At 60.7% G+C, this 25,501-nt stretch carries 25 protein-coding genes and 1 tRNA gene; 17 read left to right on the forward strand and 9 right to left on the reverse strand.

Annotated features, from left to right (window positions below):
* Nucleotides 1-83: 83 nt before the first annotated feature.
* Complete coding sequence (locus Q0837_RS15610; RefSeq protein WP_298470932.1) at nucleotides 84-1,289, reverse strand: M20 family metallopeptidase; 1,206 nt, start codon at nucleotides 1,287-1,289, stop codon at nucleotides 84-86.
* A 215-nt stretch (nucleotides 1,290-1,504) separates the two neighbouring features.
* On the opposite strand from Q0837_RS15610, the gene Q0837_RS15615 reads away from it, so the two are divergent.
* Together Q0837_RS15615 and Q0837_RS15620 are read left to right on the forward strand one after the other, a co-directional pair.
* The gene (locus Q0837_RS15615) at nucleotides 1,505-2,539 is read left to right on the forward strand and encodes a diacylglycerol kinase family protein (protein WP_298470934.1); all 1,035 of its coding nucleotides are present in this window, start codon (nucleotides 1,505-1,507) and stop codon (nucleotides 2,537-2,539) included.
* A 13-nt stretch (nucleotides 2,540-2,552) separates the two neighbouring features.
* Nucleotides 2,553-3,446, forward strand: coding sequence for a hypothetical protein (locus Q0837_RS15620; RefSeq protein WP_298470936.1), 894 nt, complete (start codon nucleotides 2,553-2,555; stop codon nucleotides 3,444-3,446).
* Nucleotides 3,447-3,455: 9 nt separating this feature from the next.
* Here the strand turns inward: Q0837_RS15620 and Q0837_RS15625 are convergent, their stop codons facing one another.
* Nucleotides 3,456-3,974: a DUF2141 domain-containing protein gene (locus Q0837_RS15625; protein ID WP_298470937.1), complete on the reverse strand. Its 519-nt coding sequence runs from the start codon at nucleotides 3,972-3,974 to the stop codon at nucleotides 3,456-3,458.
* 255 nt (nucleotides 3,975-4,229) lie between these two features.
* Here Q0837_RS15625 and rpe point away from each other — a divergent pair, with 255 nt between their 5' ends.
* The 7 genes from rpe (at nucleotide 4,230) to dxs (ending at nucleotide 12,299) form a co-directional block, all read left to right on the forward strand.
* The gene (gene rpe, locus Q0837_RS15630; protein ID WP_298471796.1) at nucleotides 4,230-4,892 is read left to right on the forward strand and encodes a ribulose-phosphate 3-epimerase; all 663 of its coding nucleotides are present in this window, start codon (nucleotides 4,230-4,232) and stop codon (nucleotides 4,890-4,892) included.
* Nucleotides 4,892-6,775 carry a heparinase II/III family protein gene (locus tag Q0837_RS15635; protein ID WP_298470938.1) on the forward strand — a complete coding sequence of 628 codons (1,884 nt, stop codon included), beginning with the start codon at nucleotides 4,892-4,894 and terminating at the stop codon, nucleotides 6,773-6,775. Before rpe ends, Q0837_RS15635 begins: the two co-directional genes overlap by 1 nt.
* Nucleotides 6,776-6,794: 19 nt before the next feature.
* Entirely contained in the window at nucleotides 6,795-8,417 is a 1,623-nt protein-coding gene (gene purH / locus Q0837_RS15640; protein WP_298470940.1) for a bifunctional phosphoribosylaminoimidazolecarboxamide formyltransferase/IMP cyclohydrolase, read from the forward strand.
* Between the two features lie 418 nt (nucleotides 8,418-8,835).
* Nucleotides 8,836-9,030: a hypothetical protein gene (locus Q0837_RS15645; RefSeq protein WP_298470942.1), complete on the forward strand. Its 195-nt coding sequence runs from the start codon at nucleotides 8,836-8,838 to the stop codon at nucleotides 9,028-9,030.
* Nucleotides 9,027-9,704 (forward strand): peptide-methionine (S)-S-oxide reductase MsrA, encoded by a 678-nt coding sequence (msrA, locus tag Q0837_RS15650; protein ID WP_298470944.1) that lies wholly within the window; start codon nucleotides 9,027-9,029, stop codon nucleotides 9,702-9,704. The genes Q0837_RS15645 and msrA overlap by 4 nt, the downstream gene beginning before the upstream one ends.
* 60 nt (nucleotides 9,705-9,764) lie before the next feature.
* Entirely contained in the window at nucleotides 9,765-10,247 is a 483-nt protein-coding gene (locus Q0837_RS15655) for a Fur family transcriptional regulator (RefSeq protein ID WP_298470946.1), read from the forward strand.
* Between the two features lie 126 nt (nucleotides 10,248-10,373).
* Nucleotides 10,374-12,299 carry a 1-deoxy-D-xylulose-5-phosphate synthase gene (gene dxs, locus Q0837_RS15660; protein ID WP_298470948.1) on the forward strand — a complete coding sequence of 642 codons (1,926 nt, stop codon included), beginning with the start codon at nucleotides 10,374-10,376 and terminating at the stop codon, nucleotides 12,297-12,299.
* 7 nt (nucleotides 12,300-12,306) lie between these two features.
* On the opposite strand, the gene Q0837_RS15665 is transcribed toward dxs, so the two are convergent.
* On the reverse strand, nucleotides 12,307-13,410 hold the full coding sequence (locus Q0837_RS15665) for a VacJ family lipoprotein (protein ID WP_298470950.1): 1,104 nt from the start codon (nucleotides 13,408-13,410) through the stop codon (nucleotides 12,307-12,309).
* Nucleotides 13,411-13,551: 141 nt separating this feature from the next.
* Here Q0837_RS15665 and Q0837_RS15670 point away from each other — a divergent pair, with 141 nt between their 5' ends.
* A complete protein-coding gene (locus tag Q0837_RS15670) occupies nucleotides 13,552-14,349 on the forward strand; it encodes a crotonase/enoyl-CoA hydratase family protein (RefSeq protein ID WP_298470953.1) in 798 nt (265 codons plus the stop codon).
* A 9-nt stretch (nucleotides 14,350-14,358) separates the two neighbouring features.
* A complete protein-coding gene (locus Q0837_RS15675; protein ID WP_298470955.1) occupies nucleotides 14,359-15,162 on the forward strand; it encodes an alpha/beta hydrolase in 804 nt (267 codons plus the stop codon).
* Here the strand turns inward: Q0837_RS15675 and Q0837_RS15680 are convergent.
* Both Q0837_RS15680 and Q0837_RS15685 read right to left on the reverse strand, forming a co-directional pair.
* The gene (locus Q0837_RS15680; protein WP_298470957.1) at nucleotides 15,159-15,833 is read right to left on the reverse strand and encodes an NnrU family protein; all 675 of its coding nucleotides are present in this window, start codon (nucleotides 15,831-15,833) and stop codon (nucleotides 15,159-15,161) included. The two genes, Q0837_RS15675 and Q0837_RS15680, sit on opposite strands and share 4 nt — an antisense overlap.
* Nucleotides 15,834-15,947: 114 nt before the next feature.
* Entirely contained in the window at nucleotides 15,948-16,391 is a 444-nt protein-coding gene (locus Q0837_RS15685) for a PaaI family thioesterase (protein ID WP_298470959.1), read from the reverse strand.
* Nucleotides 16,392-16,470: 79 nt separating this feature from the next.
* Between Q0837_RS15685 and Q0837_RS15690 the strand changes: the two genes are divergently transcribed.
* Nucleotides 16,471-16,818, forward strand: a complete 348-nt coding sequence (locus Q0837_RS15690; protein WP_298470961.1) for a helix-turn-helix domain-containing protein — start codon at nucleotides 16,471-16,473, stop codon at nucleotides 16,816-16,818.
* A 4-nt stretch (nucleotides 16,819-16,822) separates the two neighbouring features.
* On the opposite strand, the gene Q0837_RS15695 is transcribed toward Q0837_RS15690, so the two are convergent.
* Together Q0837_RS15695 and Q0837_RS15700 are read right to left on the reverse strand one after the other, a co-directional pair.
* Entirely contained in the window at nucleotides 16,823-18,136 is a 1,314-nt protein-coding gene (locus Q0837_RS15695; RefSeq protein WP_298470963.1) for an amidohydrolase family protein, read from the reverse strand.
* Complete coding sequence (locus Q0837_RS15700; protein ID WP_298470965.1) at nucleotides 18,133-19,566, reverse strand: amidohydrolase; 1,434 nt, start codon at nucleotides 19,564-19,566, stop codon at nucleotides 18,133-18,135. The genes Q0837_RS15695 and Q0837_RS15700 overlap by 4 nt, the downstream gene beginning before the upstream one ends.
* 203 nt (nucleotides 19,567-19,769) lie before the next feature.
* On the opposite strand from Q0837_RS15700, the gene Q0837_RS15705 reads away from it, so the two are divergent.
* Together Q0837_RS15705 and Q0837_RS15710 are read left to right on the forward strand one after the other, a co-directional pair.
* The gene (locus Q0837_RS15705) at nucleotides 19,770-20,108 is read left to right on the forward strand and encodes a GntR family transcriptional regulator (RefSeq protein ID WP_298470966.1); all 339 of its coding nucleotides are present in this window, start codon (nucleotides 19,770-19,772) and stop codon (nucleotides 20,106-20,108) included.
* A gap of 181 nt (nucleotides 20,109-20,289) precedes the next feature.
* Nucleotides 20,290-20,571, forward strand: a complete 282-nt coding sequence (locus tag Q0837_RS15710; RefSeq protein ID WP_298470969.1) for an integration host factor subunit beta — start codon at nucleotides 20,290-20,292, stop codon at nucleotides 20,569-20,571.
* A gap of 39 nt (nucleotides 20,572-20,610) precedes the next feature.
* On the opposite strand, the gene Q0837_RS15715 is transcribed toward Q0837_RS15710, so the two are convergent.
* The gene (locus Q0837_RS15715) at nucleotides 20,611-22,275 is read right to left on the reverse strand and encodes a cation:proton antiporter (protein ID WP_298470970.1); all 1,665 of its coding nucleotides are present in this window, start codon (nucleotides 22,273-22,275) and stop codon (nucleotides 20,611-20,613) included.
* Nucleotides 22,276-22,406: 131 nt separating this feature from the next.
* Here Q0837_RS15715 and Q0837_RS15720 point away from each other — a divergent pair.
* From Q0837_RS15720 to Q0837_RS15730, 3 genes are all read left to right on the forward strand, one after another.
* Nucleotides 22,407-22,491 (forward strand) — tRNA-Leu (locus tag Q0837_RS15720).
* Between the two features lie 345 nt (nucleotides 22,492-22,836).
* The gene (locus Q0837_RS15725; RefSeq protein ID WP_298470971.1) at nucleotides 22,837-23,475 is read left to right on the forward strand and encodes a PilZ domain-containing protein; all 639 of its coding nucleotides are present in this window, start codon (nucleotides 22,837-22,839) and stop codon (nucleotides 23,473-23,475) included.
* A 244-nt stretch (nucleotides 23,476-23,719) separates the two neighbouring features.
* Nucleotides 23,720-24,940, forward strand: coding sequence for a hypothetical protein (locus Q0837_RS15730; protein ID WP_298470973.1), 1,221 nt, complete (start codon nucleotides 23,720-23,722; stop codon nucleotides 24,938-24,940).
* Here Q0837_RS15730 and msrB read toward each other — a convergent pair.
* Nucleotides 24,937-25,437: a peptide-methionine (R)-S-oxide reductase MsrB gene (gene msrB, locus Q0837_RS15735; RefSeq protein WP_298470974.1), complete on the reverse strand. Its 501-nt coding sequence runs from the start codon at nucleotides 25,435-25,437 to the stop codon at nucleotides 24,937-24,939. The genes Q0837_RS15730 and msrB overlap by 4 nt on opposite strands.
* Between the last annotated feature and the right edge of the window lie 64 nt (nucleotides 25,438-25,501).

Consider the following 25,501-nt stretch of genomic DNA (forward strand, 5'->3'; position numbering starts at 1 on the left):
AGCAAATAATCCGGGCTCAAGCAACATTCATGACAATATCAAGTCGACTGCTTATTCACTGCATCGGCCTGTTCGTTTTCAAATTACGCGAAGCCGTTCTCGATAAATTCAAGCGCACATCCTGCCAGCATCGCAGTGCCCTGAGGCAGCGCGCTTTCATCGACATGCATACGCGGAGAGTGGATCGCACAACATTGCGTCCAGTCCTCGCCCTGCGGCGCGACACCCAGGAAGAACATCGCGCCCGGCACTTTCTCGAGGATGTAGGAGAAGTCCTCTGCGCCCATGATCGGAGCGGGCAAATCGCGCCACCCTTCCTCGCCGCCGATCTCTGTCGCGACCTTGTTGCCTAGCGCCACCGCTTGCGGATCGCAGATCGTAACCGGGAAACCCGCTTCGATCTCGCAGCTTGCTTCGACCCCATAGCTTCGAGCGATATCGGCGGCGGTTTCGGCGAGCAGGGCGTGCGCCTTGGCGCGATGCTCCGGTGAGAGAGTACGGATTGTTCCGGCCAGCATGGCTTCGTCCGGAATGACGTTGTGCGCCGTCCCCGTGTGGATCTGTGTGACGGTCACAACAACCGCGCTTGCAGCGTTGAAGCGGCGGGTGACCATCGACTGCAACGTGCCAACGATCGCGGCTGCCGCTGGCACCGGGTCCGAGCAATCATGCGGCATGGAAGCATGCCCGCCTTTGCCCCTCACAATGATGTTGAATTGGTCGGCCGCCGCCATAAGCGGGCCGGGCTTCCCGGCAACTACACCGAAAGGAGCGTTCGGCATTATGTGCAGCGCAAAGGCGGCATCGGGTAGCGGGTCGATCAACCCGTCATCCAGCATGAAGCGTGCGCCGTGATGCCCTTCTTCTCCGGGCTGGAACATGAAATCGACTGTGCCGGCAATCTCGTCCTTCTTGTCGCACAGCAATCGCGCTGCACCGGCCAGCATCGCGGTGTGCGTGTCGTGGCCGCAGGCGTGCATTCTGCCCGGGATGGTCGAAGCGAATTCGAGATCGGTCTTCTCGTCCATCGGCAGCGCATCCATGTCGCCGCGAAGCAACACGCGCGGGGAGTCATCGCAGGCTTTGCCCCCCCGCAAGGTTGCCACTGCGCCCGTTGTCGAAGCGCCCGTCTTCCACTCCAGTGGCAGATCCGCCAGCGCCTCGCGCACCTTGGCCATCGTCATCGGGGTGTGGAGTCCGAGTTCGGGTTCGGCATGGATCGCGCGGCGTAGCGCGGTGATTTCAGGGGCGAGTGAACGGGCGGATTCGAGCAGTGAAGTTGTCAGCATGCCGCCAGTCTATCGTGTTCGCCGTCAGAGATCAGCAGGAATCTCGGCGGGACACTTCGTCCGAAACAGACAAGCTCACGCAGAGAAAGCCTGACACAAACCTTGCGAAAAATGCATCAATACCGATGTAACCGATCAAGGAATGCGACCGAATGCCAGTCATTAGGGTCAGGATAGCAGTGACAAATTCACTGTTTCGCGGTTAAAGGACCGACATGGCGACGCCAATTTACGAGTTTTCGCAGCTGCCGAGCGTGCAGGCTTACCGTCCGTCTAACGGGCGTGGGCGCCCTGTGCGCGCGCCCGGTGTGGCTCCAAAGGTCGGTGTGATCTACAACCCGCGCAGCCACCGGAACAAGGGCGCGGACTTCGACTGCGGCGTTTGCCCGCATGTTCTCATCGCTCAACCAGGCAACCGTGCTCAGTTGCCAGAAGCTCTGGCAGAACTGGCTGCACGCGGCATCGACCTGCTCGTCATTAACGGCGGGGATGGCACCGTTCGCGACGTCCTGACCTGCGGGCATGGTATCTTCGGCGACGATTGGCCTGCGATTGCGGTGTTGCCCAAAGGCAAAACCAACGCACTGACGGTCGATCTCGGAATTCCAGCCGAATGGAATCTTCAGGATGCGATCGACGCGTTTGAGATCGGCATTCGTATTCACCGTCGTCCGATTGAGGTGGCAGCGCCCGATACGGCAAATGCCAATGTGCTCGGGTTCATTCTCGGTGCAGGCGCCTTTGCGACTGCCACGCAAGCTGGCCAGAGCGCGCACCGTTTGGGTGCTTTCAATGGCCTCGCTGTTGGCGCCACGGCGCTATGGGCGCTGGCGCAGTCGGTTTTTGCCTCGCGCTCGAACAAATGGCGGCGCGGTGCCCGGATGAACATCATGTTGGGCCGCGGCGAAGCGCCGATGGCACATAGCGGGCTTGGCGATCCGGAATATCGGCAATTGCTGTTTGCAAGCACGCTGGAGCGACTGCCTGCCGGGATCAATCCGTTTGGCAAGCTGCGCAAGGGCCTCAAGCTGGTGGCGGTCGATCAGATTTCGCGGCGCACGACGGCGCTGGTTCCCGGTGTGATCACCGGGCACTTCACCAAAAAGCTGCGCGAGCGCGGGATTCACCAGCTCAGCGCCTCGCAATTCACGCTCGATATCGACGACCAGTTCATCCTGGACGGGGAAGCCTTTCCCGCTGGCCGCTACCTGATCGGTCAGGGGCCTGAGCTGGAATTCGTCGTCCCATGATCCGGCAAAGCTGATGTCGGCGCTCGCCGAGCGCATTTCCTCACGCCTCGCTGCGCCGGTTGATCCGGCGGTGAGGGAATTCGCGCGCGCGCTGGCAGAGGATGCCGGGGCGCAGGCGGTGCTGTTCTACGGATCGAATTTGCGGACCGGTTCGCTTGAGGGCGTGCTTGATTTCTATGTTTTGCTGCCGGGCGAAGAACGCGCCAGGATCTGGCCGCGGGTCAGCTATCATGAGCGGCAGCATGGCGAAGTCAATCTGAGGGCGAAGGTTGCGACAATGGCGCTGTCGACCTTTGCCGAGGCTGCGTCAGGAGAACTCTCCGACACAACGATTTGGGCGCGGTTCGTGCAGCCGAGCGCGATGGTATGGCAAGGGGATGATGCGGCACGAAAGAATGTGATCGAGGCGATCGGAGCGGCGGCTCAGACCGCAGCCAAACTCGCGGCAGCGCTAGGGCCCGAAAGCGGGACTGCGGAGGACTATTGGCGTGCGCTATTTCGCGCGACCTACCAAGCCGAGTTCCGGGTCGAAAAGCCGGGGCGCGAGAACGATATCCTGTCAGTGAATGCCGAACATTTCGCCGGGTTGCTCCCGCTGGCGTTTGAGGCAGCCGGTATTCCATTCGAGACCGATGGTGACGCTCTCCGTCCTGAGTTCGGAGCAGAGCAACGGTCACTCACCCTCGATTGGTGGAAGAGACGCAGGCGGCTGGGCAAGCCGCTGAATTTTGCGCGCTTGATTAAGGCTAGCACCACTTTTGAAGGGGCGACCCGCTACGCCGCATGGAAGATTGAGCGTCACACCGGCATGCCGGTTGAAGTCACGCCGTTCCGTGAGCGCTATCCGATATTGGCCGCGCCGAGCGTGTTATGGTCGCTCTGGCGTCATCGCCGCCAGCAGCGCTGAGACGTCAGCTTAGCCGAAATACTTCATCACGATCGAAATCGAACTGACTCCGGATCCGACATTGAACTTCGTTTTGCTTACGCTCGGCTTACCGAGATTGAATATGTTGATCGAAGGATTGTTCGACATCGCCCCGCCATCCTTGCGAATATCCGTCGAGCCATTGCCGTTTGCGTCGTGGCGCACTGCGATCGCATAGGTTCCGCTCGCAGGAACAGGCACGCAGAAAGTCATCCGGCCTTTACGCGCGTTGGTCTCGATCCGGTTCAGCCATTTGCCCTTCTGGAGCCAATCGGCCTTCGTGCCGCGATAGACCTGCACGCGAACCTTGCCTGTTGCGCTCTTCACGCCGTTGACGGTCACGCGCACTGCCGGCCCTTTGCCCGGGGCACAGCGCCGCATGTCATTGCCGATAGTGTTGCGATAATCGCTGGTGCTGGTCGCCTGCGCCGAAGCAGGCGCGATTGGTACAGCGGAGCCTGCCGCTAACAGCGCGAGCGCGCTCAATCCTGTCGCAAGTGCTTTCATGATAACCCGTCTATTGCTGTGATTGCCTGATGCGGCATGGCGTGGCAGCGAATGCTTTGGCCTTGAGTCATTCCGCAGATTTGATCCGTAAATTGCCATCTTGGCGCTGAATTGCACCTGAATTGGTGCTGCTGGAGCGGTTCAGCCTCGTAAATCGGTGTTTAGCACCGTGGAAAAGAGGTTTGCGCACGCTTGTGGCGGGATTCGCGGCTCCTGTACTGCGTACATCACGCGAATGGGCGCGTGAAAGCGATCATGCCAGCACCTTTGATATCCCCCTCGATCCTGTCAGCCGACTTTGCGCGGCTGGGCGAAGAAGTGCGCGCGATCGACGAGGCCGGGGCCGACTGGGTCCATATCGACGTGATGGACGGGCATTATGTGCCCAATATCACCATCGGGCCGGACGTTGTGAAGGCGCTGCGCCCGCACACCGACAAGACATTCGACGTCCACCTGATGATCGCGCCGGTCGATCCGTATCTCGAAGCCTTTGCCGAAGCCGGCGCGGATATCATCACTGTCCATCCCGAGGCCGGGCCGCACGTTCACCGCACGCTGCAAGCGATCCGCGCGCTGGGGAAGAAGGCAGGCGTCGTGCTGAACCCCGGCACGCCGGTTGAAGTGCTCGACAACCTCATGGACCTTGTCGATCTGGTTCTCGTCATGAGCGTCAACCCCGGTTTCGGCGGGCAAAGCTTCATCCCGTCGCAGCTCGCCAAGATCACTCGCATTCGCGAGATGATCGAGCGCGAAGGTCGCCCGATCCATCTCGAAGTCGATGGCGGCGTGAATCCAGAAACCGCCAGGCAGTGTGTCGCCGCAGGGGCCGATGTTCTGGTCGCCGGGTCCGCGACGTTCAAAGGCGGCGCAGGGCAATATGCGGCCAACATCGCCGCGCTGAAGGGAGTTTCGTGATGGAAACGCTGTTCAGCAACAACGATGATCCGCTTGTCGATGAGCTGAGCGAAGACACTGGCGATCAGTCCGCTCTGCCGCTTGGCAAAGGTGAGGACCCGCTCCGCGACGAAGCTTCTGACAACACATCCGAAACCACCGAAACAGTCGAGCCATCACGCGCTCTCGCGCTGACCGATGTGGTCGCGCCGCGCAGCAGCGCAGGTGAAGCGCTGATCCGCATGGCTTACCGGATGGGCGTCCCCGGGCATACGCTCTCTGCGCCTCTCCGGCGGCCACAAGCGATGCGGATCCTGGCAACGGTTGAAAGCCCGGTTCGCGGCGACCGTGCGGCTGGCACTGCTTTGCGGGCGGGGCATTTCCTGATCCACGGTGTCAAAACGGCCATTGGACAAGTGGATTTCGATAGCAATGCGCGTTTGAGTCCCGGCCTTGAGCGTTCGCTGCACAGTTTCGGGTGGTTGTTCGATCTGGCCGCCAGCGCCCCTCGTGCCGATTGCCGCGCAGTGGCCGAAAGGATCACAGGGCTGTGGCTGGACGCGAATCCTGTTCCAGCAAAGGGCGCCGCTTGGAATGTGGAGCACACCGGCCTGCGCCTGATGGCGTGGCTTGTCCACGCGCCAATCGTACTGGCGAACCACGAAGGCGATCTGAAACCGCGCCTTTTGGGAGCTATCGAAGATACCGCAAACTGGCTCGATCGTAAGGCGGCGCGCGCTGGCGCAGGCTTTGGGCAGGTCGCCGGGTGGGCTGCGGTGACCGCTGCTGGACTGCTGCTGCCTGAGGGCAAGCCTCGGCGGCTCTATGGCGAAGCGGCGCTCATCAAATCGCTGGGTGACCTTGTGGCCGAGGATGGGGGAGTGCTGTCGCGCTGCCCAGCCGCGCAAATGGACGCCATTGCGCTGCTTACCAATCTGCTCGCCTGTTATGAGGCTGCAGAGGTCGAGCCGCCGCGCGCGCTTATCGTGATGCGTGAATTGCTCGTGCCGCCGCTTCTATCTTTGCGCCACGGCGATGGAGCCTTGGGCAATTGGCAGGGACAAGGGGCGATCTCCGCAGACCGTGTTGCCGCTCTGATTGCCGCGACGGGTGTGCGTACCCGTCCGCTGAAGGACGTGCAGCATTGGGGCTTCCAAAGGCTGAGCGCGCGCGAGACGATCCTGCAGTTTGATGCAGCCCCGCCTCCGCGAGCGCGTCATGCGCGGATGGGCTGCGCGTCGACATTGGCCTTCGAGCTTTCCGACGGCGGATCGCGCGTCGTCGTGAATTGCGGCGGTGCGGCTATGTCGGGCGGACAAGTTCCTGCACGGATCGGGCAGGGGCTTCGCGCGACGGCGGCACATTCGACGCTGGTTCTAGACAACGCGAATTCCACTGCAGTGCTGCTTCACGGCAAGCTCGGTAAGGGCGCAGAACTGGTCGAGACCGAAACCCGCGAACTCACGCGGCAACATGGCAGCGCGACCCGGATGGAGGCGAGCCATGATGGCTACGCCGCGCGCTTTGGCTTGACGCATCGCCGCGTGCTGACCCTGCGCGATGATGGCCATCAGCTCGCGGGCGAGGACATCCTCGTTCCAGTTTCGCGCAAGGGCAAGCGCGGCAAGATTGGCTTTGCGATCCGGTTCCATTTGGGGCGCGGAGTCGAGGCACACCTTTCCGATGATGGGCGAGGCGCGAGCCTGCTGCTGCCCAATGGCCGGCTGTGGCAATTCCGGCTTGCCGCTGATGGCCCCGATGCGAGCAATCTCAAACTGGCTTGCGAAGACAGTCTGTGGGTCGACGGCGAAGGCCGTCCACATGGGACCGAGCAATTGGTGATCGAAGGAATGACGTCGCGTGGCGGGGGGCAATTCTCCTGGCTGCTCAAGAAAATGGGATAGATCCCAAAGGGCAAGAAGAATGGGTGATTTGACGATCAAGCGGGCGCTGCTGTCAGTGTCCGACAAAAGCGGTTTGGCGGAACTGGGCGCTGCCTTGGCGTCACGCGGTGTGGAACTGGTGAGCACAGGAGGCACCGCGAGAACCTTGCGCGAAGCGGGCCTGGAAGTTCGTGATGTTTCCGACCTTACCGGCTTCCCCGAGATGATGGATGGCCGGGTCAAGACCCTCCATCCCAAGGTGCATGGCGGGTTGCTGGCGCTGCGCGACAATGATGAACACGTCGCCGCGATGACCGAACATGAAATCGGCGCGATCGATCTGGTTGTGGTCAATCTCTACCCGTTTGAGGCGACCGTTGCGAAGGGTGCATCCCGCGAAGAGATCATCGAGAACATTGATATTGGCGGACCAAGTATGGTGCGCTCGGCGGCGAAGAATCACGGCTTCGTGACGATCATGACGGACGCGGCGGACTATGCCGAGCTGCTCGAAGAGCTGGACGCCAATGATGGTGCGACCAGCGAAGCGTTCCGGATACGCATGGCAGGCAAGGCCTATGCCCGGACCGCCGCATACGATGCCGCCATCGCCAACTGGTTCGCGTTCGGCGATGCCTTCACCCATCCGCTCGGCATGGAGGCGCTGAAGGCCACGCCATTCACAGACACGATGCCGCTGGCGTTCAAGCGTGACGACGTGCTGCGTTACGGTGAGAACCCGCACCAATCGGCAGCGATCTATATCCCGCAGGTCACCGGCACATCAGGCGTCCCGCAGGCTGAGCAATTGCAGGGCAAGGCGCTCAGCTACAACAATTTGAACGACGCCGATGCCGCTTTGGAGCTCGCTGCCGAATTCGCCGGGAGCGATCCGGCGGTCGTGATCGTCAAGCACGCCAACCCATGCGGCGTCGCTCAGGGTGGCTCTCTGCTCGATGCATGGAACGCGGCGCTGCAATGCGACAGCGTTTCGGCCTTTGGCGGGATCGTCGCGGTCAACACCGAGCTTGACGGCGCGACCGCCGAGGCCATCGCCGCAATCTTCACAGAAGTGGTGATCGCTCCCAAGGTCAGTGCCGAGGCGCGCGAGGTGTTCGCCCGTAAAAAGAACCTGCGCTTGCTCGAATGCGGGACCTTGCCCGATCCTAGGCGCGGCGGCTTTGCGATGAAGACCATCGCGGGCGGGATGCTGATCCAGGGTCGCGACAATGGCTCGGTGAGCGAAGCGGATCTCAAGGTCGTAACCAAGCGCGAACCGACGCCGCAGGAATTGAAGGATTGCCTGTTCGCCTGGACAGTTGCGCGTCATGTGAAATCCAATGCGATTGTCTACGCCAAAGACGGCGCGACCGCCGGTATAGGTGCTGGCCAGATGAACCGCCGCGATTCCGCTCGCATTGCCGCGATCAAGGCGACTGAGGCAGCTGAAACCTACGAATGGGCTGCGCCCAAGACGGTCGGTAGCGCGGTAGCTTCGGACGCTTTCTTCCCCTTCGCCGACGGCCTGATCGCAGCTGCGGAAGCAGGCGCAACAGCCGTGATTCAGCCCGGCGGATCTATCCGCGACGAAGAAGTCATTGCAGCGGCGGACGAGGCAGGCCTGGCAATGGTCCTAACCGGGATGCGGCATTTCAGGCATTAGTTTGTTGCGCCCTCAAGCGCCGGGCGCAGCGCATCCGCGCTGCTTGGCTTCCGCGCCATAAGGCGCAACGGGCGGTCGCCCTTGCGACGCCTGCGGCGTCGAACCAGTGCAATTTTGCTACTTTGTCGCGGAGCACGGTCGCGCCAGCGACCGCAAGGCCGACTGGCCGCCCGCAGCGATGCGATCTCTGATCGCATGAGCGAGGATATCGCATCCCGGATGGGATGCGTAATACAAAGACTCCCGCGCCCGGCGTCTGAGGGTGGGAAAGTTGCAGCGCAACTTTTCCCAAGAACAAACGTAACTTTGTCGCGGTTTGTCGCGAATGGCTTTCCTGACAGCAATGTTCACTGAGCTGAAAGCCCTGAACGGTATGGAACCGATGACACAACACACAGACCCCCGACGAGATTCGAAAATGGCCCTCTTCACCCCCGACCTGTACCGCAATTTCGGCATCGGCTTTGTTGCCACTGCGCTTGCCCTTGGTGCAGCCTCGATCGACGATTGGTCACAGGTCAACGCTGATTTCGCGCCGGCTGCGCAGGCCGCCGAAGTGCCTTTTGAGCCGGTCGAAGTCGCGCCTGAATTTTTGATCGAGGTCGAAGAATGAAGCGCCTGACGCTCGGCATCGCTGCCGCTTCGCTCGCCATTTCCGGTTGTGCCGCTCCCGCATTCGCGGAAGAGCCGGTCAATGCTCCCGCCCCCAAGCGCATCGCCAAGGAAGGCGCTGGGCTGAAAACCGCGATTTTCGCGGGTGGCTGCTTCTGGGGCGTCGAAGGCGTCTTCAGCCATGTCAAAGGCGTGAAGTCTGCGGTTGCCGGCTATCACGGCGGCGCTGCTGGCACGGCCAAGTACAACCGCATCATCACCGGCACAACCAACCATGCCGAAGCGGTCAAGATCACCTATGATCCCTATGTCGTGCGCTATGACGAGCTGCTGCGGATCTTCTTCTCGGTGGTCGCTGATCCAACGCTGAAGAACCGCCAGGGACCGGATGTCGGTGCGCATTACCGCACGGCGCTGGTCCCCCTTAACGCCGAACAGCGCGCCGTTGCGTCAGCCTATCTGAAGCAAATGGGTTCCTCGCGCGTCTGGAAGCGTCCGATCGTGACCAAGATCGAAAGCCACAAGAAGTTCTACGCCGCTGAGACCTATCATCAGGACTTCATGGCCAAGAACCCGCGCCACGGATACATCCTGCGCTGGGACAAGCCCAAGGTTCGGGCGCTCAAAGCGATGTTCCCTTCAGATTACCGGCCGAGATTCCTGCGCGACGGCTGATGCCCGGCCGGATTTGACGCTTGGCTGGCATCACCGGGCGAGTGTGCCTATATTCCCGGCATGGACACCAAACTGAAAGAAGCGCCGCATTCGCACGCGCACCAGGAATTGAGCGGCGAAAGTCTCGTCGCGGCGGCGCGTGCGTCACTAATCGAGTCGGGCGAGCAGTGGACCGGCATGCGCGAGGCCGTGTTCACCGAGCTGGCGAAGCATGAGCGCCCAGCCTCAGCTTACGATATCGCGGACAATCTATCGCAGGCGCGCGGAAAACGCGTCGCGCCCAACAGCATTTACCGCATTCTTGACCTGTTCGTGTCGAACAATCTCGCCATGCGGGTCGAAAGCTCCAACGCTTATCTCGCCAACACCCACCCGGGCTGCGCGCATGATTGTATTTTCCTTGTCTGTGACGAATGCGGCGAGGCGACCCATGTCGATGATGAAGAAGTCAGCCGGACGGTGCGCAAGATTGCTTCGTCGAAGCAATTCAAGCCCGAGAGGCCGGTCCTGGAGATTCGCGGGCTTTGCCAAGCTTGCGCCTGACGCAACTGTCACTCGATATTGACACAGCGATCATTGCGTAAAACTCACACTTAGCAGACAAACCGTTGCTCACGAGCGACGACCCGTTCATCGACAGGCAGGATTTGAGGGTGTAAAGCTTTTGATATGAGTCGATCACCAGAAACGCCGTTGCTCGATCAGGTCCCGACACCCGACGAGCTTCGCCAACTCCAGCCCGAACAACTCCGGCAATTGTCCGACGAACTGCGCGCCGAGATGATCGACGCGGTGAGTACGTCAGGCGGGCATCTGGGTTCGGGTCTCGGTGTGGTCGAACTGACCGTGGCGATCCATTACGTCTTCAACACGCCCGACGACAAGCTGGTGTGGGACGTCGGCCACCAATGCTACCCGCATAAGATCATCACCGGAAGGCGCGACCGAATCCGGACCTTGCGGCAAGGCGGAGGCCTCAGCGGCTTCACCAAGCGTGCCGAGAGTGAATACGATCCGTTCGGCGCGGCGCACTCGTCGACGTCTATTTCCGCGGCGCTTGGCTTCGCCATGGCCAACAAGCTGAATGACAAGCCTGGACGCGGGATCGCGGTAATCGGCGACGGCGCGATGAGCGCGGGCATGGCCTACGAAGCGATGAACAACGCCGCGCAGGCGGGAAATCGGCTGGTCGTGATCCTCAATGATAACGATATGTCGATCGCACCTCCGGTGGGCGGACTGTCCGCCTATCTGGCGCGGATGGTGTCCTCGAGCGAATATCTCGGCCTGCGCAGCCTCGCCTCGCGCGCGGTCAAGAAGATGAGCCGCCGGATGCACGAAGCCATCGGCAAGGCCGAAGAATACACCCGCGGCATGGTGACCGGCGGGACGCTTTTCGAAGAATTGGGTTTCTACTATGTCGGCCCGATTGACGGGCACAATCTCGATCATCTGATCCCAGTTCTCGAAAATGTCCGCGATACGTCGGAAGGCCCGGTGCTGATCCACGTCGTGACGACCAAGGGCAAGGGCTACAAATACGCAGAAGAAAGCGCCGACAAATATCACGGCGTGCCCAAATTCGACGTCATCACCGGCGAGAAGAAGAAAGGCGCGGCTGGCCCGCCTGCCTATCAGAACGTCTTTGGTGACACTCTGGCAAAACTGGCCGAAACCGACAGCCGCATCTGCGCAATTACTGCTGCGATGCCTTCGGGCACCGGCGTTGATCGCTTCGCCAAAGCTCATCCCGAGCGCAGTTTTGACGTAGGCATTGCAGAACAGCACGGTGTGACTTTCGCTGCCGGTCTGGCAGCACAGGGCATGCGTCCGTTTGCGGCGATCTATTCGACCTTCCTGCAGCGTGCTTACGACCAGGTGGTCCATGACGTCGCGATCCAGAACCTGCCGGTACGTTTCGCTATCGACCGCGCTGGTTTGGTCGGTGCCGATGGCTGCACCCATGCGGGCAGTTTCGACATCACCTACCTCGCAACGCTGCCGAACTTGGTGGTGATGGCGGCAGCAGATGAAGCCGAATTGGCGCATATGACCTACACTGCGGTCGAATATGACGATGGCCCGATAGCCTTCCGCTATCCGCGCGGCAGCGGCACGGGCGTTCCGATCCCGGACCAGCTCGAGAAGTTCGAAATCGGCAAGGGCCGCGTTGTGCGCGAAGGCACCAAGGTCGCGATCCTCTCGCTTGGCGCTCGGCTTGAAGAAGCCAAGAAGGCGGCCGACCAGCTCGAGGCCAAGGGGCTTTCGACCACGGTTGCCGACATGCGCTTCGCCAAGCCGCTCGACGAAGACCTGATCGCGAAACTGATGCGCACGCATGAGGTTGTGCTGACCATCGAAGAAGGCGCCATTGGCGGCCTCGGCGCGCATGTGCTGACCTATGCCTCGGATGAAGGCTTGACCGACAACGGATTGAAGGTCCGCACCCTGCGCCTGCCTGATACCTTCATCGATCAGGACTCGCCCGAAAAGCAATACGAAGAAGCGGGGCTGACCGCTCCGAATATCGTCGAGACGGTGCTGAAAGCGCTCAAGCATAACACGACCGCAGCAGAAGAGGGGGCACGAGCCTGATCCCTGCCTAGCGCGTCGGGTGGCTCTTGCGAGTCTGCACCAGGACGATCTCACCCGGGGCATATCGAAGACCGCCTGTATCTAGGTTGGTGATGCGGTCCGCGCCTTGGTCCTGAACGTTTGTTTCATCAAGGTCCGGTGCCGGATCGTTCGCCAGCGACATCAACCGTTCGCCATCGGGCCGATCTGCGTCAGGGATACCCTGCAACGGCGATCCATCGCGGAATTCCTGGATAGTGGCTTTGCGCTGAGCGAGATATCCGTCGCGCATTGTGGCGTAGGGGTCATCCGACGAGTTGATCCGTTCCAGCTGCTCGTCGATCTCAAGCCGGGATTGCAGCGAGCTTACTGTAAATAACGGAATGCCGACCGCCGGATCGCGGAATGGCCCGCCAACCACAGTCGGAAGCAGAAGACCGTCGAGACCGTTTCCAATCACATCGCGAACGCTGGTCGACCCTGCAAGCGGCAGCACGAGATAAGGGCCCGACCCGACCCCGTAATATCCCAACGTGTTGGCAAACCCGTTTCGGCGATACGGCAGACCGATTCCAGGCTCACCGGCAATGTCGAACAGGCCGCCGATTCCAAGGGTCGAATTGATCGCAAACCGCCCCAGAGTCTCGAACGCCTTACCGACCTTGAGTTGAAGCAGGAAGTTTAGCGCATTGCTCGGTTCGCTTAGATTGCGCACGGCATTGTGCAATCCGTCGCGCAAAGGCCCCGGCAGGCCGTCTTCGTACGCATAAGCCAGGGGGGCAACAACCGCTCTGTCGACGTCCTGAGTGATGCGGAATGTATCGGCATTCATCCGCTCCATCGGATCGCCTTCGGCAGGGCCGTAGGCGCCCTGAACGACGATCTCATTCATGGGTTCGTCTTCCCAAGTATCAACTTCAGGCTGATCCTCGCCTGCGGGAAGTCCCGAAGTGGTGCCCTGAACGGCGATCAGCGACCAGTTCGACGAGATCAGCGTAGTCTGCGGTGTGTCGATCTGACGCGATGCGACCGAAACTTCGGGCAGGTGCGCAATCGGAGCTGCTGCGATATGTGCAGCTGGCTGGCCCATCAACAGCGGCGATGTTATGACAACCAACGGAAGACCAGGCATTTAATTTTCTCCAGCCCCCGCTGCAGACTTACGTAACGCTAGCTACGGTCAACCAGTAGCCCTCTCAATTCTATCAAGATTCCATCCACTTTTGCATAATCCCGTTGTTCGCCCAAGCTAACGAAAGGCTTCGAGCTTTCCATGCCATTACTTTCGATCAACCGTGCCGGATCCATCGCCACGATCACCATCGACCGCGCGGATACGATGAACCCGCTCGGTGCTCCCGGCGATGGCGACGAGTTTGCGCGCGTCTGTACCGAGATCAATCGCGATCTCGAAACGCGCTGCGTTATCCTGACCGGAGCCGGACGAGCATTCAGCGCAGGCGGCGATATCAAGGCTATGCGCGACAAGACCGGTACGTTTGGCGGCAATCCGCCTGCGATCTCGGACGGGTACCGCGACAACATCCATCAGATGCTGCGCGCGCTGTATGGGCTGCGCGTGCCGGTGATTGCGGCGATCAATGGGCCAGCGATCGGGTTGGGCTGCGATGTGGCCTGTCTCGCCGATATTCGCATCGCTTCGGACAAAGCGATGTTCGGCGTTACCTTCCTCAAGCTTGGGATCATCCCCGGAGATGGCGGAACCTGGATTCTGCCGCGCGTAATTGGTCAGAGCCGCGCAGCGGAGCTGTTCTACACCGGCGATGTGATCGACGCCGCAACAGCGCAGGATTGGGGGCTGGTCAGCCGGGTCGTGCCGCATGACGATTTGCTTGCCGAAGCCCAAACACTCGCCAGCAAGATCGCCGCGATGCCTCCGCATGGGTTGCGACAGGCCAAGAACCTGCTGCGTCAGGGCCAGCAGGTCAGTTACGACACGGCGCTCGAAATGGCGGCCAACACACAGGCGATGATGCACATGACGCAGGATCATGCCGAAGGCGTCGCCGCGCTGATCGAAAAGCGCCCGCCGACCTTCAAGGGCGAATAGGGCACCGACATGAGGCTGCTGTTCAACGCGCTGGTCTTCGTCGCGACCCTCTATGTCGTACTGCTGGTCGTGCTCTGGTCGTTTCAGTCACGCTTTATCTATCCCGCGCCGCAAACGCCCGCGCCACTGACGCCGGGCTATTCGGAAGTGCAGCTCGAAACCTCCGACGGATTGAGCCTGCGTTCGTTCTATCGGGAAGCAGCCGATGGCCTGCCCACTGTCGTCTATTTCCATGGCAATGGCGGTACGCTTGCCGAGGCCAGCATTTCGAACATCGGACTGACGGAGGCTGGATTCGGCAGCTTGCTGGTCGAGTATCGAGGCTATGGCGGCAATTCGGGCGACCCTTCCGAGCAAGGCTTCTACCGCGATGGCGAAGCGGCGATGGCGTGGCTCTCCGACAAGCAAATCGCGCGCGAAGAAACGATCATCATCGGCAATTCAATTGGAAGCGGCGTGGCGACCGAGATGGCGCTGCGTCACGATCCCGCCGCGCTGATCCTTGTCGCTCCTTTTACTTCTCTCCCCGAAGCGGCGCAAAGCAATCTGTGGTGGCTGCCGGCGAGGATGTTGGTTCGCGATCAATATCGCAACGCTGAGAAGATCGACGACCTCGACATGCCGATCCTGATCCAACACGGCGATGCGGACACGTTGATCCCGTTCGAACAGGGAAGGACGCTAAGTCAGAAGGCAGATAACGCCGTCTTTCAGCCATACGAGGGATCAGGGCATAGTCTGACCTTCGAACCGCGTTCGCAAGTTGCGCGGCGCGACTGGATACTTGCGCTGTGGCAGGAGCGGGGCGGCTAGAACCAGCGCCAGATACCGGCCGCGATGCCGCCAATTGGCAGGTGTAGCCAGCTGAGGAAGACGAACAGGATCAGCCCGATCGCCCACGGTCCTGTGCCAACTCCGAAAAGCGATCCGAGACGTGGCCAAAAGCTCGTGTTGCTCTCCCAGGTCTCCCATGCATCGCCCATGAGTACCTCTTTCTTGCGGTCCTGCATGTGCGCTCCGACCAGAGCGAGAAAGCCCATGGCGAACGCAGTGATCATCGTCCGCATGCTCCAGAACAGCACCATGTGCGAAAGCGCCCAAAGCGCGAAGCTCCACATCATCGGGTGGCGCGTGACGCGGAATGCACCCTTGGGCTCGGCCCGGGCCATGTCTTCCGATCCGGGCAATCCGAGCGCTGGATTTCCCGCCATCGATCCGGCGAACAGCACCATCGCGGGCAATGTCAAAAGGGTGGCGATACCCCATCCGATATCACCGCTCCCGGGCAGATCGGCGGGCGGAGCGGCTGTGAAGGCGAAATAGATCCAAGCGAGCGTGGCGATGCTGACCAGCGAATAGGCGATCTGGAAACCGACCTCGCCGAGCATCTTTACCAACGGCGCACGCAGCGGATGCGACATCGCAAAGTGGGTTCCGACAAAGGCCGCATTGGCCAAGATAAGTTCGATAAGTGCCCCGTCCATGGGTGTCTCCTATGGATCCCTCGCCACCCGCTCCCTCCACCCTTCCACTTGGATTGTGTCCCGGTAGGCTCCGGGTGGAAGGGTGGACGGAGCGGGCGGCCCGGCGGAACGGTATCAGGAAGCCAGCCCGGTGGGAATGATGGTCGCTTGCGCGGTGGCGACATGGACCGGATCGGACTCGCCACCTTCCGCCCAAACATCGGCGCGAACGATGACCTGTCGTTTGCCGGGTTTGATCACATTTCCCTTTGCGCGCAGGCGCTTGCCCTGTGCCGGGCGCAGAAAGTTGATCGTGTATCCGCCAGTCACGACGTCACCAACGACCGACGCACCGGCCCAAGCGCAGGCATTGTCCGCCATCAGCCCGACGATCGCCCCGTGTGCAAATCCGTGGTGCTGAGTCATCTCCGCTCGCAACTCGAGGAGCAGTTCGGATTCGCCCTGCCAGACCTTCAGCGGCTCGACTTGCAGCCAGTTGGTGAAGCCAGAGCCCTTCACTGCGACTTTCCGCATATATTCGAGAGACGCTTCGGGAGAATCAAACCGGGAATTGCTCATGTGGCGCCTCGCATAAAGTCTGCTTTACAGATGTTATGCCTCTTGCCAGCGACCAGCGCAAGTCTGATATGCAGACTGCATGAAAAGCTATCGCCCTTCGCGTTCCCCCTGCCCGATTGGCCGCACCGCGCGGCTGCTTGGCGATCGCTGGGTTATCCTGATCTTGCGGGAGGCGTTCTTGGGCGTGGACCGGTTCGAGCAGTTCGTCGATCGGCTAGGGATCAACCGCGCAGCGCTGACGTCACGCTTGGCAATTTTGCAGGAAGCAGGTTTGCTGGTGCGCGAACCGCCCGAGGGCAAACGCGCGCGCTATGTGTTGACCGACAGCGCGCACGCATTGGTGCCGCTCTATCGCGAGATGGCGGAATGGGGTTCAAAGCACCTTTTCGAAGAGGGCGAGACACGCGGCCAGTGGCCGGCGACTTAACCCCTTACCAATCGTAAGCCTTGGGCAAGTCGCTTTCATCGAGGTCCCGATAGCGCTCTTTCAGACGGCTCTGGTGGCTGCCAAGAGGTTGTTCGACACCGCCGATATAGACCCTTGTCGGCACCGAGCCGACTTCAAGCGGGTCGCCATCCCAGATCACCACATCGCCTACTGCGCCCGGAGCGAGCACGCCCACGCGTCCGCCCATTCCGCTGATATCCGCTGGAATCGAGCTGATCGCAGCAAAAGCCTTGCCCCAGCTCAGCCCGTCGGCGCCGGGCACCTTGGTCAGCGCAACCAGATTACCAGCGTGCTGCTGCAATCGGCGAGGATCTTCCATCGAAGCGGCGTTGATCGCGACTTTCACTCCGGCCTTGGCCATTCGGCCGATATTGCTTTGGGTCGCCGCGAGTTCATCGAAGCCTGCTGGCAGATCATCGAGACCGTCGGCGATCACCGGAATGCCGGATGCGGCAAGTTCATTCGCGACCAACCAGCCTTCGCTGGCGCCAACGATAACCAGATCGAGCTGTGAGAATTCACGCTTGAGGCCGATAACGACGCGGATATCCGCCGCACGCTCTACCGAAACGTAAAGCTTCTGCCTGCCTCGCACGACCGGCACGAGTGCCTCCGCATCGAAGCGGCTCAGCATGACGTCCTCGCCCTTTGTGATCTCGGTCGTTTGCGGTGTGCCGTTTGCTCCGATCAGCGCTTGCGCCTCGCGCAGAGCCGCGCGGAACAAGGTGTGCGTTGAAGCCCGGCTTCCGCCTGCAATCCGGGCACCACTTTCGCCCAGATCGACCATCTGGAACGCGCGGGCTTGCATAATCGGGCTAGCGTCCGAATCGAGATCGATAATAGCGCCCTGTCCGGCGAAGATCGAACCCGAAGGCAGCGTCGTCGTCGCAGCGCGGGTGATCCCAGCGGCGCGGTGCACGAGAATGTGCTGTGAGCTGGGATTGACGATCGGCGCGGCGTCCAGCGCTGCGCTGAACGGCGATCCGCCTGCGCGGGTGTCATTCGAATCGCGTACCGCGCTAACGTCCCAGATGCCGAGGGTAGTGATGGTGGCGAACAGGCCGGGAGTCACGAAGGCTCCATTCACGTCCAGCACCATATCTGTCTCAAACGACTGTCCAGCGCTCGCGCCGGCGAAGATCACTTTGCCATCTTCAACTATGACAGCACCGTTCTCGATCGGTTCGCTGCCGTCTCCTTTGACCACGGTCGCATTGGCTATGACGAAGTCCTGCGCAGCGGCGGGTGTGGCGGCGAGAGCAAAGGCGGAGACTGCGAGTGTGAGAAGCGTCTTCATTTCACGTCTCCTTCACCGGGCTGGCCGAGCTCGAAATCGCTCACCGGCCGGCGTTTGCGATCCATCGCATCGAACATCAGCGCGCCGTCGATCCAGACTTTCTCCGGCCGCGAATAGACGCTCAGCGGATCGCCGTTCCACAGCACCACGTCGGCCATTTTGCCGGGCTCGAGGCTGCCAGTCATGTCGGCGATGCCCATCGCCTTGGCCGCGTTTAGCGTAATCCACTGGATCGCCGTGGCATCGGAAATCTCGATCCCCATCCGCAGACCCGCTTTGCGTGCTTTGGCGGCTTCCTGGTTGAGGCGCTGGATATCGTTGTCGCTGTCCGAGTGGATAACGACGCAGGCACCTTCTTTCTGGAGCAGAGCCGCGTTTTCCAAGATGCCGTCATAGGCTTCCATCTTGAAGCCATACCAATCGGCCCAGATCGCGCTGCACACGTCGTTTTCGCGCAGCAGATCGCCGATTTTGTAGGCTTCGACCGCGTGGTGGAAGGCGGTGACCTTGTACCCGACCTCTTTGGCCATATCCATGACCAGCGCCATTTCATCGGCGCGGTAGCAATGGTTGTGAACCAGGATATCGCCAGCCAAAACGCCCGCCAGCGTCTCCTTGCCAAGGTCCCGCTTGCGATCGGATTCGTCCTTGTTGGCGTAGTCGATCGCGTCGTACCAGGTCTGGCGGTTCACGGCGAAGTTGCCCATCCGGGTCGAGGGCTTGCGCCCGCGTCCGCCATAGACCCGCTTCGGATTCTCACCGCAGGCCATCTTGAAGCCGTAAGGCGCACCGGGGAACTTCATGCCCTGGACCGTGCGGCTTGGCACATTCTTGAGCGTTACCGAGCGTCCGCCCATCAGGTTCGCGGAGCCGGGCAGGATTTGCAGGGCAGTGATGCCGCCATTGGCCATCGCCCGGCTGAAACCGGGATCCTGCGGCCAGACCGAATGCTCGGCCCAGACATCTGGCGTGGTTGGACTTGTTGCTTCGTTGCCATCGGAATGCGCCTGCACCGAAGGGCTTGGATAATCGCCAAGGTGTGAATGGATATCGATGATGCCCGGTGTGACGAACTTGTCGCTGCCGTCGATCACATTGGCGACGTCTGGCGGCGCGGTGGTCGGACCGCCAACCGCGACGATTTTGCCACCGCGAAAATGCACCCAGCCATTGTCGATCCTGCCGCCAGCCCCGTCATAGACGGTGGCCGGGATGATCAGCGTCTCGACGCCGGGATAGGCGGAGTAGGTAGAGGGGAAAGGGCCTTCGGCTTCGGTCAAGGCCGCAAAGCGCGGCTCATCATCATCGCTGCTGGCGCTACTACTGGCAGAATTGGCCGAGCCGGTGGTGGTGCAAGCGGCAAGCGCAAATGCGCTTCCCAAGACAGTCAGCGCAGCAAACCGTGCGCGAGCGAAACCAGAAAGCGACATTGAGGTCCCCCGTATTCCAAGGCGTTATGCGTCTTGACCCGAAAGCCAATCGATGTCCACCGGATTGGACGCTCGACCTGTCGGTCCGTCGAACGGTGAAGCATTTCGTCCAATTCGACCCCACTGCAGCGCGTAGTGCCGCATTGGCGATAGCTTGACGCGCATGGCTGTATTATGGCACTGATGCACCTAACGAGGATGTCATGAGCCAAAGCCGACCCGTATATCTCAAACTGCGCGATCAAATCGCGGCCGCCATCATTGAAGGCGTCTATCCCGAAGGCAAGATGCTGCCTTCGGTCCGCGCGCTTGCTGCCGAACAAGGGGCTAACCCGTTGACAGTGGCCAAGGCGTATCAGCAGTTTCAGAATGATGGTCTGGTCGAGGTCCAGCGCGGCGTCGGCATGTACGTTGTCGATGGCGCGGCAGAGCGCCTGCGAGAACGTGAACGCGATCAGTTCCTCAGCGAAGAATGGCCAGAAATCCGCTCGCGCATGAAGCGGCTTGGCCTTGATCTCGCTCGCCTGCTTGAGCGCAGCTGAGCAGCGACCACCCCGTTAACCAGCATTATTTCGACCATCGCTTGCGGCGAAGGCTCTGCTCTGGCACTATCAAATTAGAGTGCTCTTCGGGTCGGAGCGCAATTTTTGGGAACAGCGGGCTAGCCCGCACAAGCGGCGAACCGTGGGTATGCAGGTCCGACGGATTCGTGGGGAGGTCTAAATGATCAGATCCGAACTGCTGCAGGAACTTCACAAAGACAATCCGGAGTTGCGCGCAGAAGAGATCGAGCAAGTGGTCGATATCTTCTTCGATGAGATCGCGCAGCGATTGTCCGAAGGCGGCCGGGTTGAACTGCGCGGCTTTGGTGCGTTTTCAACACGCGAACGCGAAGCCCGCACTGGTCGTAACCCGCGCACTGGCGAAGCGGTCTCCGTGCCGGCCAAGCGTGTGCCGTACTTCAAGGCGGGCAAGGAAATCCGTCGCCGCTTGAACGACGACTAAAGGTCGGCGCTTCAGCGCCAACCCCAACATCAGTATCGGTCAGGCCGCTTCCAGTGCGACTTCTTCCAGCGTGAGTTCCCGAACCGGACGCTTGCGCTCGATATTGATCGCCTTGAAAACGGAATCGACGAGCAGTTCAATGCCGTGCGCCGAAGTGACATCCACCGGCAGCATGCCAAGATCGGTAAACTCTTCAACCGCATCGGAGCCGCGCAAGGCTATCATCCGGGTAATCCCGGGCAGGCGTTCTTGCACCAACGGAGTCAGTTCGCGCGAGATTTCCGTGTTGCCGGTCGCGACCAGCACAACTTCGCGTTTGCCCATTCCCAGCGCGTCCCAACTGCGCGGATCGGCGGGGTTCGCCTGATGCACTTGATAGCCATCGGCAAGCGCCGTTTCGAACTGCTCCGGATTGGCTTCGACCGCGAGATAGCCGACATTGTTGAAGGCAAGCGCATCTGCCACCGCGCGCCCTGACGGGCTGAGCCCGATGATCACCACAGGCGCATCGTCACCCGCCATTTTTTCGTCGGGCGGTCCAGCGCGTAATTTGCCTGCAAGCTTGCGCCCTAGGTTCGAAACCAGCGGCGTAACGGCAAGGCTGATTGCGATGGCCGTGACAAAGATGGAAATGAGGCGGGGCTCAACCAATCCGGCAACGGCGGGCATCGCGAACAGGACCAGAGCAAATTCGCTGCCCTGTCCGAGCAGGAAACCAAGCTGGATCGAGCCTGGCACCGACCAACGATTGGCAAGACCCGCAAGCACGTTCAGACCGCATTTGAGCACAATCAGACCGGTCGCTGCCGCTATCACCAGGAGCCAGTTCTCGACCAGAATGGCCGGATTGATCGCCAGCCCGACCGAGATGAAGAAGAAGCTCAGAAACAGCCCGCGAAATGCGTCGATCTCAGTCTGGACCATGATGCGATAGCGCGAATCCGCGACCGCCATGCCGCCCAGAAAGGCGCCGAGCGTCAGGGAAAGGCCCGACATGCCAGTCGCCCAGCCCGCCGCCAGCGCAATGAACAAGGCGGTCGCGGTGTAAACCTCGCTGCTGCCTGCCCGCGAAATCAACCGGAAGAGCGGCTCGGTAAGATAACGCGCAAACAAGACTGCAATCGCGAAAGCCACCAAGGCTTTGGCACCGGCTGCCCCCAATGCGGGGAGCATGGCTCCGCCCGTTCCCAAGGCACCGGCTGCGACGAGCAAGAGGATCGCAGCGATGTCCTGAAAAATCAGGATCGATTGTGCGGCCCGCCCCACAGGGCAATCCTCTTGCGCGCGCTCACGCACAAGGCCGATTACGACGGCCGTCGATGACAGCCCCATGGCAAACCCGCCGATCACCGCGAATTCCATGGGCAAGCCAAACGCGTAAAACAGGCCAGCGAACGCGCCTCCTGCAACCAGCATCTGCAGGCTGCCAAATCCAAAGATATTCGCCGCTTCGGACCGTATCCGGCCAAGCGAAAAATGCAGGCCGAGATTGAACAGCAGGAACATAATCCCCGCCTCGGCGAGCGTCGCGACCACCGAACCGCTGAAATCATCGGCAAAGCCGAGCGAGGCCAGGCTGAGACCTAGGACCAGATATCCGACGATCGGATTGAGTTTGCACGCCCTTGAAACCAGAGCAGCGCCAATGCCGAGGCCCAGCAGGACCACCGCTGGCTGGATCGTCTCCACCACTTCATTCGCCATGAGGTGCCCCTTGAAATGTGACGATCGCTAGCTGCCATTCCAAATGGAGCGCTGGGGGCGCCTGCGCAAGGGGTGCCCGCTTGCTTGACTCAAGACGGCTGGCTATCGCGGCGCGCGGCTCAGGCAAATGGGCGGGTGTGGCGGAATGGTAGACGCCGGGGACTTAAAATCCCCTGATCTTTGATCGTGCGGGTTCGAGTCCCGCCACCCGCACCAGTTTTTCTCTCGCGAAAATTCACTTCGCTCACTTCTCCGGGGGACGGCCTGACCAGCCGGCGCGCAGTCGCGCTTGCTAACTCTTCGAGTTCGAGATTGTCCTGTCCCAAAGCGCCAATTCCTTGCGACGGGAAAGCTCCTAAACACGCGCGCAGGAGGAATTTGGCGTGACCTTGGATGTCTTGACGACAAGTATTGCGAAGAAATACTGCAATATTCATCAATCCCCTATGGTCCATTATCTCTGTCTTAACTCCGGGGAAGTTAGGCCAGAGCCTGATTGGGTTAGGGATCACACGACGCTCCGCTCAGCGACATTGCTGATGCGAGCCAAGGCGAGCGACCATGGATATTGCAGCGAAGTCACCGCAGTCCGAAGAAGAGCTGTCGGCCGATGCGGTCTCGGGCGCGGATAAGCGTGCCGCGCCGCGCTTCACGCTATTGATCCGCGCTGCCAAGCTGATCGCCGATCAGGGCGAGTTTGTCTGCGTCATACGCGATGTGTCCGAGACAGGCGTCAGCGTCCGGCTGTTTCACAAGCTGCCCAAAAGCGACACTTTCGATCTGGAGCTGCCCGGAGGCACCCAATACACGATCCGCAGCGTGTGGGAGCGCGGGAACGAGGCTGGGTTCGAATTCACAGAGCCGGTCCGGGTTGCAAAGCTGATCACCGAGTCCGGGGAATATCCCAAGCGCGGTTTGCGGCTGGGCCTGTGCTTTCCCATCACCGTCAGCACGCTCACGCAATCCTGTGAAGCGATCGTCGAAAACCTCTCTCAACAAGGTGCGCGGTTCAGCTGTGATGGTCTGTTTGCGATCGATCAGAACCTTCGCATCGAGGGTGAAGAGCTAAACGAAGTACGCGCCAAAGTGCGCTGGCGGCGCGATCAGAATTACGGGGTCGTGTTCGACGACACGTTCACGTTGGGAGATTTTGCGCGGATGGCCGCTCGGTTGCAGGCTCCCGCTCTACTTGAGGAATAACATTTCCGGTCGAGGGGCCGCCTCGCGCGTTTACCGGGTCCTAACCAATATCGTTCATTCCGGGCAGTGGACCAATGTTTTGGCCCATTGATCGGGGGAATGAACGGGATGGGGAACGCCCATCAGCCAAGAATCCGACAGCACGGCGCCGATGTTTTCGGCGCGCTTTCCGTGCTCGCCTTCCGGATGTTGGACAGCGACACCATGATCGCTCCGGCACAAGTTCGGCGGGGAGACTGAGGCTATGTTGGTCGACCGTCGCCGCAATGCCTTTCCAATCGAATTCATCGCCCGCGTTGCGATCGCCTGGAGCCTTGTCGCGACAGTTCTAGTCGCGGTCCATTGGAGCGATATGGGCGGAGCAACTCTGCCAAGTTTTGACGGCGTTGATCGGCTGGTCGATGTTCCAATTTGGCTTGTGCATGCTGCCCTCTCACCTTTTGTGGCAGCCGCGAATGCCAAGCTGATGGCTTTGGCGATCGTATCGCTCTCCGCCTTGCTGTGCGCGATGATGCTTGTTGCGCGGATCGCGTGGCGACTGATGGGGGATGAGGAGGCGTCGCTTGCCGCTCTGGTGATGGCTATTTCCATACCGGTCATGTTCGGGCTGGCTTCGGAACGGATCGATTTCCTGGCGTGGCAGATCGTTTGCGTTCTCACTGCGGTAAACGCCCTCATGTCCCGTCAGCCGCGCATCGCGGGCATAGGTCTCGGAGTGAGCTGCGCTGTATTGCTCGCAATCTCAACCGATGGCCTGTTGCTGGTCGCGGCCATATTCGGCGTTCTTGCGCTACGCTGGCTGCGGGACCGCAATGCCCGCGACTGGTTGGTCAGCGCTTCTCAGTCACTCGCGATTGCCAGCGGAGCGCTGTATGCGCTGACTTTCCTGCTTGCCAATCCAGCGAACTATTCGGGCACAGTCAGTCTGCTGCACCTCGGAGTTTTTGCCGCGAGCGCGGTTGCACTCACTGCACTTTCCAAGCTGGAACCCATTCCTCCGGCCATGCGCCTTGGCGGGATTGGTCTCGTATTTCTTGGTTCAGCCGGTGCGGTTCTGTTTGCGGGCCCGCTTGGGCTGGCAGACGATCAAGCGGCGACCAATGCGGGTTTGCCGATCTGGAACCAGGGCTTCGCAACCATCCTGCAATACGGGGTTACGCCCATTATCGGAGTGATAGCTGCCATGAACCTCGCGCAATCGTCTCGTGACTGGCTGCGCCGGTTCTGGGGGGATTATGCCATTATCCTGGGCGCTGCGTTGCTGGTGTCGGTGCTCGATGCACGATTTGGCGCAATTGCATGCGCGCTCGCCGCCGCACCGCTTGCTTGGCAAGTGCGGCATTGGCTGCGGGCTATCCGAAATATGAAACGCCCTGCGCCGCGCGTTCTCGCCACAATGGGAGTGGTGTTTGCTTTACTCCCGGCTCTACCGATGATTGCTCTATCAGCTGCAGCGCAGGTCTAGGCTGGGACGAAATCCATCGCGAGGCCGTTGATACAATGGCGCTTGCCGGTCGGTTTTGGTCCGTCGCCGAAAATGTGCCCCAGGTGGCCGCCGCAATCGGCGCAGTGCACTTCGGTGCGCGGATAGCCGATCTTGTAATCGGTCGAAGTGCCCACAGCGCCCTTGTCGATCGCCTTGTAAAAGCTCGGCCAACCGGTCTTACTGTCGTATTTGTGCGCTGAGGAATACAGCCTGTTGCCGCAGCCTGCACACACAAAGGTACCTTTGCGCTTTTCCTTGTCGAGCGGTGAGCTGAAGGCACGTTCGGTCCCGGCTTCGCGCAGAATGCGATATTCGGCGCGAGACAGTTTGCGCCGCCACTGGGCCGGTGTCTTGGTAACGCGGAAGTTCTTCTTGGCTTCAGCCGGTGTCGCACCGCAACCGGCAAGTACCGGGGCGGCAACGGCAACCGCTGCGCCTGCGAGGAATTTTCTGCGATGTATCTGTGCGAAGCGCATAGTTATCCCGTCCTTGGAAAAAGGTCTCTACACCAGATACGCAGGCAAACGGGAAAAGGTTACG

Source organism: uncultured Erythrobacter sp. (assembly GCF_947499705.1).
Classification (GTDB): Bacteria; Pseudomonadota; Alphaproteobacteria; order Sphingomonadales; family Sphingomonadaceae; genus Erythrobacter.

What these genes read in the sequence shown, in the direction of transcription:
- Q0837_RS15610 (WP_298470932.1), bottom strand. Translation starts at nt 1,289, where the DNA reads ATGCTGACAACTTCACTGCTCGAATCCGCCCGTTCACTCGCCCCTGAA.
- Q0837_RS15615 (WP_298470934.1), top strand. Translation starts at nt 1,505, where the DNA reads ATGGCGACGCCAATTTACGAGTTTTCGCAGCTGCCGAGCGTGCAGGCT.
- Q0837_RS15620 (WP_298470936.1), top strand. Translation starts at nt 2,553, where the DNA reads ATGTCGGCGCTCGCCGAGCGCATTTCCTCACGCCTCGCTGCGCCGGTT.
- Q0837_RS15625 (WP_298470937.1), bottom strand. Translation starts at nt 3,974, where the DNA reads ATGAAAGCACTTGCGACAGGATTGAGCGCGCTCGCGCTGTTAGCGGCA.
- rpe (WP_298471796.1), top strand. Translation starts at nt 4,230, where the DNA reads ATGCCAGCACCTTTGATATCCCCCTCGATCCTGTCAGCCGACTTTGCG.
- Q0837_RS15635 (WP_298470938.1), top strand. Translation starts at nt 4,892, where the DNA reads ATGGAAACGCTGTTCAGCAACAACGATGATCCGCTTGTCGATGAGCTG.
- purH (WP_298470940.1), top strand. Translation starts at nt 6,795, where the DNA reads ATGGGTGATTTGACGATCAAGCGGGCGCTGCTGTCAGTGTCCGACAAA.
- Q0837_RS15645 (WP_298470942.1), top strand. Translation starts at nt 8,836, where the DNA reads ATGGCCCTCTTCACCCCCGACCTGTACCGCAATTTCGGCATCGGCTTT.
- msrA (WP_298470944.1), top strand. Translation starts at nt 9,027, where the DNA reads ATGAAGCGCCTGACGCTCGGCATCGCTGCCGCTTCGCTCGCCATTTCC.
- Q0837_RS15655 (WP_298470946.1), top strand. Translation starts at nt 9,765, where the DNA reads ATGGACACCAAACTGAAAGAAGCGCCGCATTCGCACGCGCACCAGGAA.
- dxs (WP_298470948.1), top strand. Translation starts at nt 10,374, where the DNA reads ATGAGTCGATCACCAGAAACGCCGTTGCTCGATCAGGTCCCGACACCC.
- Q0837_RS15665 (WP_298470950.1), bottom strand. Translation starts at nt 13,410, where the DNA reads ATGCCTGGTCTTCCGTTGGTTGTCATAACATCGCCGCTGTTGATGGGC.
- Q0837_RS15670 (WP_298470953.1), top strand. Translation starts at nt 13,552, where the DNA reads ATGCCATTACTTTCGATCAACCGTGCCGGATCCATCGCCACGATCACC.
- Q0837_RS15675 (WP_298470955.1), top strand. Translation starts at nt 14,359, where the DNA reads ATGAGGCTGCTGTTCAACGCGCTGGTCTTCGTCGCGACCCTCTATGTC.
- Q0837_RS15680 (WP_298470957.1), bottom strand. Translation starts at nt 15,833, where the DNA reads ATGGACGGGGCACTTATCGAACTTATCTTGGCCAATGCGGCCTTTGTC.
- Q0837_RS15685 (WP_298470959.1), bottom strand. Translation starts at nt 16,391, where the DNA reads ATGAGCAATTCCCGGTTTGATTCTCCCGAAGCGTCTCTCGAATATATG.
- Q0837_RS15690 (WP_298470961.1), top strand. Translation starts at nt 16,471, where the DNA reads ATGAAAAGCTATCGCCCTTCGCGTTCCCCCTGCCCGATTGGCCGCACC.
- Q0837_RS15695 (WP_298470963.1), bottom strand. Translation starts at nt 18,136, where the DNA reads ATGAAGACGCTTCTCACACTCGCAGTCTCCGCCTTTGCTCTCGCCGCC.
- Q0837_RS15700 (WP_298470965.1), bottom strand. Translation starts at nt 19,566, where the DNA reads ATGTCGCTTTCTGGTTTCGCTCGCGCACGGTTTGCTGCGCTGACTGTC.
- Q0837_RS15705 (WP_298470966.1), top strand. Translation starts at nt 19,770, where the DNA reads ATGAGCCAAAGCCGACCCGTATATCTCAAACTGCGCGATCAAATCGCG.
- Q0837_RS15710 (WP_298470969.1), top strand. Translation starts at nt 20,290, where the DNA reads ATGATCAGATCCGAACTGCTGCAGGAACTTCACAAAGACAATCCGGAG.
- Q0837_RS15715 (WP_298470970.1), bottom strand. Translation starts at nt 22,275, where the DNA reads ATGGCGAATGAAGTGGTGGAGACGATCCAGCCAGCGGTGGTCCTGCTG.
- Q0837_RS15725 (WP_298470971.1), top strand. Translation starts at nt 22,837, where the DNA reads ATGGATATTGCAGCGAAGTCACCGCAGTCCGAAGAAGAGCTGTCGGCC.
- Q0837_RS15730 (WP_298470973.1), top strand. Translation starts at nt 23,720, where the DNA reads ATGTTGGTCGACCGTCGCCGCAATGCCTTTCCAATCGAATTCATCGCC.
- msrB (WP_298470974.1), bottom strand. Translation starts at nt 25,437, where the DNA reads ATGCGCTTCGCACAGATACATCGCAGAAAATTCCTCGCAGGCGCAGCG.